Source organism: Streptomyces calvus, from assembly GCF_006782915.1.
Taxonomy (GTDB): domain Bacteria; phylum Actinomycetota; class Actinomycetes; order Streptomycetales; family Streptomycetaceae; genus Streptomyces; species Streptomyces calvus.
Genome location: NZ_VCNP01000056.1, coordinates 989,833 through 1,002,760 on the forward strand (window position 1 = coordinate 989,833; position 12,928 = coordinate 1,002,760).

At 73.8% G+C, this 12,928-nt stretch carries 10 protein-coding genes; 6 read left to right on the top strand and 4 right to left on the bottom strand.

Going from position 1 to position 12,928, the window contains the following annotated elements:
• Positions 1-689 precede the first annotated feature (689 nt).
• Both FGW31_RS32735 and FGW31_RS32740 read left to right on the top strand, forming a co-directional pair.
• Positions 690-1,373, top strand: coding sequence for a thioesterase II family protein (locus FGW31_RS32735; protein ID WP_233452610.1), 684 nt, complete (start codon positions 690-692; stop codon positions 1,371-1,373).
• Positions 1,374-1,560: 187 nt separating this feature from the next.
• Positions 1,561-2,127, top strand: coding sequence for a flavoprotein (locus FGW31_RS32740; protein ID WP_142197169.1), 567 nt, complete (start codon positions 1,561-1,563; stop codon positions 2,125-2,127).
• 75 nt (positions 2,128-2,202) lie between these two features.
• Here FGW31_RS32740 and FGW31_RS32745 read toward each other — a convergent pair whose 3' ends face one another.
• Together FGW31_RS32745 and FGW31_RS32750 are read right to left on the bottom strand one after the other, a co-directional pair.
• Positions 2,203-2,877 (bottom strand): DUF4232 domain-containing protein, encoded by a 675-nt coding sequence (locus FGW31_RS32745; protein WP_142197170.1) that lies wholly within the window; start codon positions 2,875-2,877, stop codon positions 2,203-2,205.
• Positions 2,878-2,890: 13 nt separating this feature from the next.
• Complete coding sequence (locus FGW31_RS32750; RefSeq protein WP_142197171.1) at positions 2,891-5,266, bottom strand: SpoIIE family protein phosphatase; 2,376 nt, start codon at positions 5,264-5,266, stop codon at positions 2,891-2,893.
• Positions 5,267-5,616: 350 nt separating this feature from the next.
• Between FGW31_RS32750 and FGW31_RS32755 the strand changes: the two genes are divergently transcribed.
• From FGW31_RS32755 to FGW31_RS32770, 4 genes are all read left to right on the top strand, one after another.
• Positions 5,617-7,860 (top strand): glycoside hydrolase family 9 protein, encoded by a 2,244-nt coding sequence (locus FGW31_RS32755; protein WP_142197172.1) that lies wholly within the window; start codon positions 5,617-5,619, stop codon positions 7,858-7,860.
• Positions 7,861-8,133: 273 nt separating this feature from the next.
• The gene (locus tag FGW31_RS32760) at positions 8,134-8,379 is read left to right on the top strand and encodes a hypothetical protein (RefSeq protein ID WP_142197173.1); all 246 of its coding nucleotides are present in this window, start codon (positions 8,134-8,136) and stop codon (positions 8,377-8,379) included.
• A 3-nt stretch (positions 8,380-8,382) separates the two neighbouring features.
• Complete coding sequence (locus FGW31_RS32765; RefSeq protein WP_142197174.1) at positions 8,383-8,760, top strand: toxin Doc; 378 nt, start codon at positions 8,383-8,385, stop codon at positions 8,758-8,760.
• A gap of 340 nt (positions 8,761-9,100) precedes the next feature.
• Positions 9,101-10,738, top strand: a complete 1,638-nt coding sequence (locus tag FGW31_RS32770; protein ID WP_142197175.1) for an RICIN domain-containing protein — start codon at positions 9,101-9,103, stop codon at positions 10,736-10,738.
• Between the two features lie 60 nt (positions 10,739-10,798).
• Here FGW31_RS32770 and FGW31_RS32775 read toward each other — a convergent pair whose 3' ends face one another.
• Both FGW31_RS32775 and FGW31_RS32780 read right to left on the bottom strand, forming a co-directional pair.
• Positions 10,799-11,980: a lactate 2-monooxygenase gene (locus FGW31_RS32775; RefSeq protein WP_142197176.1), complete on the bottom strand. Its 1,182-nt coding sequence runs from the start codon at positions 11,978-11,980 to the stop codon at positions 10,799-10,801.
• 172 nt (positions 11,981-12,152) lie between these two features.
• Positions 12,153-12,848: an alpha/beta fold hydrolase gene (locus FGW31_RS32780; protein WP_142197177.1), complete on the bottom strand. Its 696-nt coding sequence runs from the start codon at positions 12,846-12,848 to the stop codon at positions 12,153-12,155.
• Between the last annotated feature and the right edge of the window lie 80 nt (positions 12,849-12,928).

Here is a 12,928-nt window from a genome sequence, read left to right on the forward strand (position 1 = left end):
CAATCGGTCGGCGCCCACAGGTCTTAGTGCGAGCGGCGTGCGTGATCACGTTATGCGTGCTGTCGATCTGTCATCAAGGGGCTCTGCCTACACCGCTCGGTGGTGTCATCCACCATCTGACCCGGTGCGATGCGGCTTTCGCGGACGAGCGACCCGCACCGCCACCATGCGGCCGGGTCCGCCGCGGCGGGTGGAGGCCGGACGGTTCGTCCGGTGTTCCGAAGCCGGAACCACCGGCCCGTCCCCGCACTTTGCGGGGCACTTCTCACCGGGGGAGTCTCCACCCGTCCGGGGCCATTGGACAGATCGGCGGAGGCGAGTGAACAATGGCCCGGTCCACGCCTCACCGGACCGTTCCGGCCACGTCAGTGGCGCCGGCCATTCGGTCCGAACCCGTCTTTCCGGCCGCGACAGCGCCCCGAACCCCCGTCCCCCGCAACCGGATTCGCCGAGAAGCCGAGCATGCCCGCCACCGGCCCGTTTTCGGTATTTCGCTGCCCGTCGGGTGCCCGATTGAAGACGGAGGGGCACAGCAACGCCCCGACGGCCCTCCCGTCAGGAATCCCCCGGCGGGTGTGCCGCCCGTACGGACTTACCGCCGAGGAGCAACCATGGTGAGCCACGCCGACCACGTCACGAGCAAGGGAATACAGCGCTTGCATCCGTCGCCCGGCGCGAAAGCAACCTTGGTGTGCTTTCCGCACGCCGGTGGCGCCGCGGGCTACTACCGGCCGTTCTCCGCCGCGCTGAGTCCTGACATCGACGTCCTGGCGGTCCAGTACCCCGGGCGTCAGAACCGCAGGACCGAGCCCCTTGCCGGCACCATCGACCACCTGGTCGACGACAGCCTGGAGGCACTGGAGCCGTGGGCTCACCGCCCGCTGTCCCTGTTCGGGCACAGCATGGGAGCGGTGGTCGCCTACGAGGTGGCCAAACGACTCACCGCGGCCGGCAGCCCGCCGGTCACTCTCGTCGTCTCCGGCCGTCGCGCGCCGGGTGACGAGCGAAGCGACGAGGTGCACCTGCGGGACGACGACGGTCTCCTGGCCGAGGTCGGAAGACTGGGCGGGACGGACATGCGCGTGTTCGAAAGCCCGGACATGCGGGCCCTGCTGCTGCCGACGCTCCGTGCCGACTACCAGGCCGTGGAGACCTACCGGCACACCGAGGGGCCGCGGCTCTCCTGCCCCGTGCTGGCCCTGGCCGGCGAAGCCGATCCAGTGGCGTCCCCGGCGGAGATGCGCCACTGGGCCGCCCGGACATCGGCACAGTTCGACGTACGCGGCTTCCCCGGCGGTCACTTCTACCTGGCCGACCACTCCGAAGCCGTGACGTCCGTCGTCCGCGACCACGTCATCGCACTGACCCACTGATCCGGCCGCCTCGGCGGACAGTCGGGCCGCACACCGACGCCGCCACCCGGCCTCCGGCGCCGGCCCTCCACCAAGTCGCCCCGGATTACGGACACTCCTCACCACCTGGACCGCCGCCTGTCCCACCTGACCCCGCGACCTGCCCGCACCACTGCCCACCCGACCGAGCCCCACTAGGGTTTCCGGGGTGACCCAACAGGCCGAGAAGCACGAGCACGCCGCGCGGCACGAGCCACGCAGAAGCCCCTTCCTGTACGTCGTGGTCTGCGCCGCCGGTGTCGCCACGGGCGTCAGCAAACTCATCACCGCCGCGCAGGAACGGAACTGGGAGGTCGGTGTCATCGCGACGCCGGTCGCCATGAACGGCTTCTTCGACTCCGCCGCCGTCGAGGCGCAGACCGGCCGCCCGATCCGGTCGGCCTGGCGCACCCCGGGCGAACCCCGGCCCTTCCCGCCGCCGGACGCGGTGGTGGTCGCGCCCGCCACCTTCAACACCGTCAACAAGTGGGCCGCCGGCATCGCGGACACCCTGGCCCTGGGCACGCTGTGCGAGGTGGCCGGTCTCGGCGTCCCGATCGCCGTACTGCCCTGCGTGGCCGACGCGTTGGCCGCCCATCCCGCCTACCGCGACAGCCTCACGCGGCTGCGCGGCATGGGCGTGCGCTTCGGTGATCCGCACGCGGGAGAGCCGGACCCCGACGGAGGACGGCCCGAGTTCCGCTGGGAGCGCGCCCTGGACCTCCTGGGCCCCTGACCGTGCACCCACGGGCTGCGCGCACCACCGCCGGGCCTCCCGAGGCGTCCGAGGTGCCGCGCCCGGACGGTGACGTCAGGGGCCGCTGCCCGGCTGGAGCACCGTGAGGAACACCGAGGACGCGTTCCCGGACACCGGGACCGGGCCGGACCGCCACGGCACCTCGAGGGGCTGCCGTTCGTCCGGCGGGGTGACGAGGAGCGTCGCCGGGGTGGCCGTGCGGGCGCCGCTCACCCCGGGGCTCGCGTACCGCAGCCCCGACCAGGCGCTCTCGCCCGGGGCCAGGGTGACGGTCGTCGCGTCGCCGGCGGTGCGCTCGGGATCCCGGCCCAGCTGCTCGCCGGCGGCGTCCACGAAGGCGGCGCCCGGATAGCCGTACACGGTGCAGGTGCGGGAGGAGACGTTCGTCAGGACCACCGGGAAGTTGCGCTGCCCCGCACCGGGGTCCATGCGGCCGACGGCGGCGCTCAGTTCGGCGGTGCGACACCGGGTGCCGGGGCGGTCCGTCCGCCCGGGCGCCGTCGGGGCGCGGTCGCTCGGGGAAGCGGCCGTCCCGCTCGGGGAGACGACCGTGCCGTCCGGCGACGTGGCGGTGCGGGGTGGGGAGTCACCGGCCGTCCGGCCGGCGCTCGCCGGCGGCTGCGGCGAGGCGCCGGCGGTGCCGTCCCCCGTGCCGCAGGAGGCCAGCGTCCCGAGTACCACCAGCGCACCCGTCACCGAAGCGACCGCGTACCGTGCCCTGTTCGCCATGGCCCACCCCGTCTCACATCTCGTCGACCAGTGACATTTCCGCCCAGATCGTCTTGCCGTCGGCCGTGTGCCTGCTGCCCCAGCGCTGGGTGAGCTGGGCGACCAGCAGCAGACCGCGCCCGCCCTCGTCCCACGTCTTGGCCCGCCGCAGGTGCGGGGCCGTGTGGCTGGTGTCGGACACCTCGCAGATCAGCGTCGCGGCGTCGTGGATCAGCCGCAGCCGGATGGGCGGGGCGCCGTACCGGATGGCGTTCGTGACCAGCTCGCTCACCACCAGCTCCGCCGTGAACGACGCCTCCGTCAGCGCCCACGCGGCCAGCTGGTCGACCACCTGCTTGCGGATCGGCGCGACCAGCGCCGGATCGGCGGGGATGTCCCAGGTGGCGACCTGCGCCGACGGCAGCCCGCGGGTACGGGCCAGCAGCAGGGCCACGTCGTCCGTCGCGCCGCCCGGCACGAGCACGGTGTGCAGCACACGGTCGCAGGTCTCGTCGAGCGGGCCGTCGGAGTGCGACAGCGCCTCCCGGAGCAGGGCGTGCCCCACCTCCGTGTCCCGGCCGCGGGACTCGACGAGCCCGTCGGTGTAGAACGCCAGCACCGCGTCGTCGGGCAGCTCCAGCTCGGCCGACTCGAACGGCAGCCCGCCCATGCCCAGCGGCGGCCCCGACGGCAGGTCCAGATGCCGGGCCGGGCCGCCCGGCGTGACCAGCACCGGCGGCGGATGCCCGGCCCGGGCCAGCGTGCAGCGCCGGGACACCGGGTCGTACACCGCGTACAGACAGGTCGCGCCGACCTCGCCGGGACCGTTGTCGCCGGACTCCTGCGACAGGTGCAGCACCAGGTCGTCCAGGTGGGTCAGCAGTTCGTCGGGGGCCAGGTCGATGTCGGCGAGGGTGCGCACCGCCGTGCGCAGCCGGCCCATCGTCGCCGAGGCCTGGATGCCGTGCCCGACGACGTCCCCCACCACCATGGCCACCCGCATCCCGGACAGCGGGATCACGTCGAACCAGTCGCCGCCGACCCCGGAGCGCGCCGCGGGCAGATAGCGGGTGGCCGCCTCCACGGCGGCCGTGCGCGGCAGGGTGCGGGGGAGCAGGCTGCGCTGGAGGGTGAGGGTGGTCTCGCGTTCGCGGGAGTAGCGGCGGGCGTTGTCGATGCAGACGGCGGCGCGCGCGGTGACGTCCTCGGCCAGCAGCACGTCGTCGTGGGTGAACGCCTCGGGGCGGCTGAACCGGGTGAAGGCGGCGACGCCGAGGGTGACGCCGCGCGCCTGCAGCGGCACGGACAGCATGGAGTGCACGCCGTACTCGCGGACCTGCCGGGCGCGCGCCTCGTCCACCGCGAGCCACGGGTCGAGATCCCCGGAGGGGACCGAGGCGACGATGCTGTGGCCCGCCATCAGCGAGTCGGCCTGCGGCGCGGCCGCCGGGTAGACGACCAGCTCGCCCACCTCGGCGACCGACTCGGGGCTGCCCGGCAGGAGGGACTGGTGGGCGACCCGGCGCAGCGCGACCGGCGTGGTCAGCGGCCCCGCGGGCTCTCCTCCGGGCTCGTCGGGCTCCAGCAGGTCCACGCTGACGAAGTCGGCCAGCGCCGGCACGCACACCTCGGCCAGCTCCTGCGCCGTACGGGTGACGTCCAGCGTGGTGCCGATGTGGATGCTGGCCTCGTTGACCAGCTGCAGCCGCTCCCGCGCCCGGTACTGCTCGGTGAAGTCGTGGGCCGTCGCGCACACGCCCCGCACCCGGCCGGACTGGTCGGTGAGCGGCGCGAGCCGGGCCAGCCAGGCGTGCGCGCGGCTCTCGCCGGTGGCCTTCATGCACGTCTGCATCTCGGTCGGCCGGCCGGTGCGCAGCACCTGGCGCAACTGCCGCTCCAGCTCGGCGTGCTGCGGGCGGCCGCCGATGTCCGTCGGCCGCAGTCCCCGCAGGTGGCCGGCCGGCAGGCCGAGGAGGTGGGCCATGGCGTCGTTGACGCCGCGCAGCCGCAGCCCCTCGTCGAAGACCATCGCCGCGCACGGCGACTGGAACACGGCCGTGCGGACCAGCGGGTCGTCGGGCAGCTCCTGGTCCGTGGCCTCCAGCGGCGTCACGGCGAGCCAGTCGCCCGGGCCGTCGCCGGAGGGCTGCCGGTGGTGGGCGAGCACCCACGCCGTGACGGTGCCGCCGTCCCGGTGGCGCAGCGCGAGCGTGCCGCTCCAGCGGGCCGCCGGAAGCGTGGGCGGGCCCGCGCCGTCGGCCAGCAGGTCGGCCGCCGGGCGGCCGACGACGTCCTCGGCCCGGTGGCCCAGCAGCAGTCGCGCACCCTCGCTCCACCGCGCGAGCGTGCCGTCGGCGGCGATGACGGCTCTGGCCGTCACGGCATCGTCGAACGGGTCGTCCGGCCTCATCGTCGCCACTCCATCGCGCACACTCACCGTTAACCGGTGTATCGCCTGAGTTCCAGCCTAGGCCCTGTCGTCACGTTCCCGCCCGCCCTTCGGACGGACGACGGTCCTGTGACGGCAGGGCCCGTGGGTCGGAACCCGCCGCGACCCGGTGACCGCCCACCGCACGGGCAGCCGGGGGAGGGGCACGCGGGCCGGCGGCCTGAGGGCCGGTCGCCGCCAGTCCTGTCCCAACCGTTGACGCGCCGTCACAGGTGCCACAACCATGGTCCCCGTACGTCAATGGGAGCGCTCCCATGAAATCTCCGATATCCGCTCACACCACCCCGCACCTCCCCAAGAGGAGCCCAGACGTGAACAGACGCAGCATCGCCCTGCTGTCCCTGACCGGCCTCCTGGCGACGGCGCTCACCGCGCTGCCCGCCGCGCAGGCCGGGGCGGACGAGGTCGAACAGGTCCGCAACGGGACCTTCGACTCCGGCATCGACTCCTGGTGGGCCTCCGCCAACGTCACCGCCGGCCCGTCCGACGGCCGCCTGTGCGCCGACGTGCCCGGCGGCACCACCAACCGCTGGGACGCGTCCGTCGGCCAGAACGACATCACCCTGGTCAAGGGCGAGTCGTACCGCTTCTCCTTCAGCGCGACCGGCACGCCCGCGGGCCATGTCGTGCGGGCGATCGTCGGCCTCCAGGTGGAGCCGTACGACACCTACTACGAGGTGTCCCCGCAGCTCAGCGTCTCCGGGGACACCTACGCGTACACCTTCACCTCGCCCGTCGACACCGACCGTGCCCAGGTCGGCTTCCAGCTCGGCGGCAGCGCCGACCCCTGGCGGTTCTGCACGGACGACGTGTCCCTGCTGGGCGGCGTCGCCCCCGAGCCGCACGTGCCCGACACCGGGCCCCGGGTGCGCGTCAACCAGGTCGGCTACCTGCCCGCCGGGCCGAAGAACGCCACCGTGGTCACCGACGCCACCGAGCGGCTGCCCTGGAAGCTGAAGGACGCCGACGGACGGGTGGTCCGGCAGGGCTGGACCGTGCCGCGCGGCGTCGACGGCTCCTCCGGGCAGAACGTCCACTCCATCGACTTCGGCGCCCACCGCACCCGCGGCACGGGCTACACCCTGGTCGCGGACGGCGAGACCAGCCGGCCCTTCGACATCGACGCGAGCGCCTACGAGCGGCTCCGGCTGGACTCGGCGAAGTACTACTACACCCAGCGCAGCGGCATCGAGATCCGCGACGACCTGCGGCCGGGCTACGGCCGCCCGGCCGGACACGTGGGCGTGGCGCCGAACCAGGGCGACGGCGAGGTGCCCTGTCAGCCGGGCGTCTGCGACTACACGCTGGACGTCAGCGGCGGCTGGTACGACGCCGGCGACCACGGCAAGTACGTCGTCAACGGCGGCATCAGCACCTGGGAGGTGCTCAGCACCTACGAACGCGCCCGGCACGCCCGCACCGGCGAGGCGGACAAGCTCGGCGACGGCACGCTGGACATCCCGGAGAGCGGCAACAACGTCCCCGACATCCTCGACGAGGCCCGCTGGGAAGTGGAGTTCCTGCTGAAGATGCAGGTCCCCGACGGTGAGCCGCTGGCCGGCATGGCCCACCACAAGATCCACGACGAGCAGTGGACCGGGCTGCCGCTGCTGCCGAGCGACGACCCGCAGAAGCGGGAACTGCACCCGCCGACCACCGCCGCCACCCTGAACCTCGCGGCCACGGCCGCCCAGGCGGCACGCCTGTACCGCTCCCACGACAAGGAGTTCGCGGCCCGGACCCTGGCGGCGGCGCGCAAGGCATGGACGGCGGCCCTCGCCCATCCCGACGTCCTCGCCGACCCGGACGACGGCATCGGCGGCGGCGCCTACCCCGACGACACCGTCGCCGACGAGTTCTACTGGGCGGCCGCCGAGCTGTACCTGACCACGGGGGAGCGGCAGTTCAGGGACCACGTCCTGAACTCGCCGGTGCACACCGCCGACATCTTCGGCCCCACCGGCTTCGACTGGGCCCGCACCGCCGCGGCCGGCCGCCTCGACCTCGCGACGGTGCCGAACGGGCTGCCGGGCCGGGACAAGGTGCGCGCCTCCGTCGTCAAGGGCGCCGACCGCTACCTGGCCACCCTCAAGGCCCACCCCTACGGCATGCCGTACGCGCCCGAGGGCAACGTCTACGACTGGGGTTCCAGCCACCAGGTGCTGAACAACGCGGTCGTCCTCGCCACCGCCTACGACCTCACGGGCGCCACGAAGTACCGTGACGGCGCGCTGCAGAGCATGGACTACATCCTCGGCCGCAACGCCCTGAACATGTCGTACGTCACCGGCTACGGCGAGGTCAACGCGCACAACCAGCACAGCCGCTGGTACGCCCGCCAGCTCGACCCGAACCTGCCGAACCCGCCGGCCGGCACGCTCTCCGGCGGTCCCAACTCCAGCATCCAGGACCCGTTCGCCCAGTCGAAGCTCCAGGGCTGCGTCGGCCAGTTCTGCTTCATCGACGACATCCAGTCCTGGTCCACCAACGAGCACACGATCAACTGGAACGCCGCACTGACCCGGATGGCCTCCTTCGTGGCCGACCAGGGTTAGGGTCTGTCGCTCGGATCGGCCCGGCTGCGAGGTGGAACGCCTCGCGGCCGGATCCCGCGACACCGGGACGATCCGAATGGCGAGCCCTGGTCACCGCCCCGCCGGGCCGGCGGCCGACCGGCCGCCGGCCCGTCACCACGGCCCCCGAGTGCCTGCCCGCAGGTGACCCACGTCTCATCCGTACCGGCCTGCGTTCTGCTCGGAGGTACCCGGCAGCACCTGCTCTGACCTGCGGATATTTACGAGTAAGTACCCGAGCGGTACCGTGAGGGCATGCCAGCTCTCAACGTGGAGTTCAGCGACCGCGAGCTCGAGGACCTGAGGCAGATCGCCAGGGAACGCGGTACGTCCATGAAGGCGCTCGTGCGGGAGGCGGCCGCGGCGGACATCGCCCGCCACCGGGCCCTGCAGGAGGGCGCGGAGGCCTTCCGGCATTTCTTCGCCACGCACGCCGACGAGTTCGCCGCCGCCTTCCCGGACGACGAACCCTCCGGCAAGGGCGCGGGACGGGCCGCCTGACCGATGGCGTCCGTGCTGCACATCGACGTGCCCTGGCTGCTCCAGCGGCACGAGGAGGTCCTCCCGGACCAGCCCACCATCAACGACTTCTCCGCCCTGGTCGCCGCCGTCGCCCGGCACCGCGTCGACCCGCCCCGGCTGGGCGTCGACTCCGACCCGGCCTGGCGGGCGGCGGCCCTCCTGCACACGCTGGCCGTGCTCCGTCCGCTGCCCGCGGCCAACGCCCGGTTCGCCTGCGCCACGGCCGTGGCCTACATGTTCGTCAGCGGCGTCGGCATCGACCCGCCCTACGGCGCCCTCGTCGACCTCGCCCGCGACCTGATCAGCGGCGAGGCCGATGTGTACGGCGCCGCCGACCGCCTGCGCTCCTGGCAGATCTGAGACGGCGCCGCCACTTGCTTTACCGATCCGATGTGAACCATCGGGAAAACCGCGCCCGAAAGGCGTGCGCGAGGGCCGCGGACCGCCTTCCCTTTCTGACTTTCTGTCAATGCCCGGAACTTGCCCAAGCGCCTTGTTGGCCCCGCGCGGGTTGTGCGAGAGTGAGCCACCCGCGCGGGAGGTAAAGGCCGGGAACGCACGCGAGTTGAGGAACCGGGTCGGATCCGCCGACGTGAATTCACACCCCGCGCCACGCCAAAGAGGTATGCACCAATCCGGGCTCCTTTTCGGCGTCGTGAACGCTCGAATGGCACATGCGCTGTGGGAAGGAACCGTCTCAGTGCACACCCCCCACCCCCCTCGGCCCCCGTATCCCCCGCCCGGCGGGGACCCCGGGGAATCCGACGAGTTCCTCGCCGCCCGGTTGCGGGGCCGTCCGGAGGGCGAGTCCGCCCACGCCGTCGCACTGCTGACGGCCCGGCACTGGCGGTCGGCCCACGACTACGCGACCGTCTGCCTCGCCTCGTCGGGGCAGGCCGCCGCCATGGTCACCGCGGCCGCCCTGCACCACGTCCTGGACCGGATCGCCGTCGGCGAACCGGCCGTCGCGCTCCGGCCGGCGCTGCTGGTGCGGGTGCGGGACACGGTCCGCGAGTGGGCCGCCGACGACCGAACAGCGGCGGTTCTGCCGGAGTTGCAGAAACCGGCCGGCGGGCGCGGCATGCGCGCGGCGACCACCATGACTCCGGAAAACCGCGCACTCGCCGGTCGGGCATTCCGCTCCTTGCCCGCGCGCGCCCGCTGTTTGCTCTGGCACGCCGAGGTCGAGGCCGAGCCGATTTCCGTCCCGGCCGGACTGCTCGGCATGGATCCGGACATCGCATCGGGCGCACTCGAACAGGCGCGTGCCGCATTCCGTCAGGCATGTGTACAAGCGCATCAGGAACTGGCGCCGACCAAGGAATGCCGCTTCCACAACCGTCTCCTCGACGTGCCCATCCGCCGGGGCGGCGCCCTGCTGCCCGACGTCCGCCGGCACCTGGCGGAGTGCCGTCACTGCCGGCACGCGGCGGAGCAACTGGGCCACTTCGAGAGCGGACTGGACACGCTGATCGCCGAGGCGGTGCTCGGGTGGGGGGCCCGGCGCTACCTCGACTCGCGGCCGGGACGCACCGCGGGCGGCCCGCGCGCGGGCCGTGCCGCCCGCCGGCGCCGGGGCGGCGACGGACGGCACGGCAGCGGCCGGAACCGCCTGCTGTCCCGGATCCCCGTCCCCGACCGCCTCACCGGCCTCCGGATGCCCGACCCGGTGCGCTCCACCAGGACCCTGCTCACCGGACTCGGGGCCGTCTCGGCGGGCGTCCTGATGAGCGTGCTCATCGCCGGTTCCTCCAGCCCGGACGGCGGGGCCGACCCGACGGGCTCCACCGGCGCGGCGGGCGGCCGCGCCTCCGTGCCGTCGGCCGCCCCGACCGGCGCCGCGGCCGTCCCCTCCGTACCGGGACGGACCCGGCTGCGCAACGCCGCCTCCGGCCTGTGCCTCGACACCCGCGGCGAGCCCCGGGACGGCTCCGGCACCCGGCTCGCCGAGTGCTCCTCGGCGTGGACCCAGCAGTGGACGTACGAGGACGACGGGCTGCTGCGCAGCGTCGCCGACCCCGGTCTGTGCCTGGACTCCCACAAGGACGCCGGTGTCGTCGTCCTCGGCACCTGCGCCGACGCCGGCGACCCGCGCAGCGGCGACGTGCGCTACGACCTCACCGCCCCCGGCGAACTGCTGACCCGCTGGGACGGACAGCTGGCCCTCGCTCCGGCCACCCCCGACGCGAACGCCGACATCGTCGTCAAGGTGCGCGACCGGACCGTGGACCAGCGCTGGAGCGCCGAGCCGGTCCGCACGGCCACGGGCTCGCTCTCCATCAGCGGCACCGGGACCCCCGCGGCCCGGTACGCGGACCTCACCGAGCCGGTGACGTGAGCGCGCCCGGCCGGGACGGACCGGTCGCCCCGTCCCGGCCGGACGGACGGGCCGGGGCCTTCACGAGGACGGTCGGGCGGGCCCCTCCACGAGGTCGCCGGGACCGACCGTGGCCGGTGTGGCGTGGCCCGACAGCGCCAGGGTGAGGTCGAGTTCGGCGAGCAGGCACCGGATCACGTGTTCCACGCCCGCCCGGCCGTCGAGGCCCAGCCCGTAGACGTAGGGACGCCCGAGCAGCACCGCCCGCGCGCCCAGGGCGAGGGCCTTGAAGACGTCGTCGCCGGTGCGCACGCCGCTGTCGAACAGCACGGTGAGCCGGTCCCCGACGGCCGCCGCCACGCCCGGCAGCGCGTCCGCCGCCGCGATCGCCCCGGCCACCTGACGTCCCCCGTGGTTGGACACCACCACCCCGTCCATGCCGGCGTCCGCCGCGAGCCGGGCGTCGTCGGGGTGGAGCACGCCCTTGAGGACGATCGGGCCGTCCCAGTTCTCCCGCAGGAACGCCAGGTCCGGCCAGGTCTTCGCGGGATCGGCGAACATCGAGACGAAGTGCATCACCGCCGCGTCGGGATCCTCGTGCACCGGCTTGGCCAGTCCCGCCCGGAAGGCCGGGTCGGAGAAGTAGTTGGCCGTGCCCACCCCGCGCAGGAACGGCAGGAACGCCTGGTCGAGGTCGCGCGGCCGCCACGACAGCAGGGGAGTGTCGAGCGTGACGACGAGCGCCGTGAACCCGGCGGCCCGCGCCCGCTGCAGAAAGCTCCGGGCCACCTCCACGTCCTTCGGCCAGTACAGCTGGAACCAGCGCTCGCCCTCGCCCATCGCCTCCGCCACCTGCTCCATCGGGGTGCTGGACGCCGACGACAGCACGAACGGCACGCCCTGCGCGGCGGCCGCCCGGGCGGCGGCGGACTCGGCGTCCGGATGCATGAGCGACAGCACCCCGACCGGAGCGAGCGCGAGCGGCGCCGGGAGGGTCCGGCCCAGCACCTCCACCGACAGGTCACGCTCGTGCACGTCCCGCAGCATCCGCGGCACGATCCTCCGGCGTTCCAGCGCGGCCCGGTTGGCGCGCGCCGTGCTGCCGTCACCCGCGCTGCCCGCGACGTACCCGACGGGCCCGGGGCCGAGACGCTGCTCGGTCAGCTCCTCCAGCCGGGTCAGATCGGTCGGCAGCCGGGGCACCGCGCCCGTCAATCCGTTCAGGTAGATCTCGTACTGGAAGTCGGCCCAGTGCCTGGCCATCCGTCCCCGCCTCTCCTCGTCGAGCCGCGCCGTCCCGACGCATACTGGCGAGTAAGTGCGGGCGCGTCCAGCGCGGAGCGGAACCGGGGGTGGTGACCGGGGGAGCGTCCGGAGCGGCGCCGACCGACGAAAGGGCGGTGACCGGGGCGCGTCCGGTGGGGAGCGGGCCGGGTCAGCGGGCGGTGGCCGCCTCGTGCAGGATCCGGGCCAGTTCGCGCGGCCGGGAGAACATCGGCCAGTGCCCGGTGGCCATCGTCACCAGCTCCCAGTTCCCGCTCTCCAGCAGCTCCGCCGCGGCCGGCGGCGGCTCCTCGCCGTCCAGCAGACACTTGACGTACGTCCCGGGCAGCTCACCCAACGGCCGGTTCAGCGCGGCCGGTTCGGTGAGCGTGGCACCCGGGTGCGGGGTCGCACCGGCGGTGAAACGGCCGATCTGATCGTCCGTCAGGTCCTGGCCCGCGAAGTCGTCCGCCTCCGGGGGCGGCCAGAAGCCGCCGTTGGCCCCGATCGCGCGCCGGACGTGGTCGCTGGGCCAGGCCGCGAGGTCCGGCTCGCCGTCGACCGGCACGTTCGCGTCGACGAACACGATCCGCCGCAGCCGGTCGCCGATCAGTCCGGCCGCCTGGCCGACCGGGACGCCGGAGTAGCTGTGCCCGACGAGCACGACGTCCCGCAGGCCGAGGCGCTCCACCTCGTCCACGACGTCCCGGACGTGGGTCCGCTGCCCGGCCGGCGCATCCCGCTTCTCGGCGAGCCCGGACAGCGTCAGGGGATGCGCCGCGTGCCCCGCCGCGCGCAGCTCGGCCGCGACCTCGTCCCACGCCCACGCGCCCAGCCAGGCCCCGGCCACCAAAACGAATCGAGTCATGCCGGCACCGTAGCCAACACCACTGACAACGCGTCCTCCTGGCGTCGTCGCCGGGCCCGAGTGGGCAGGTGCGGCGGTGA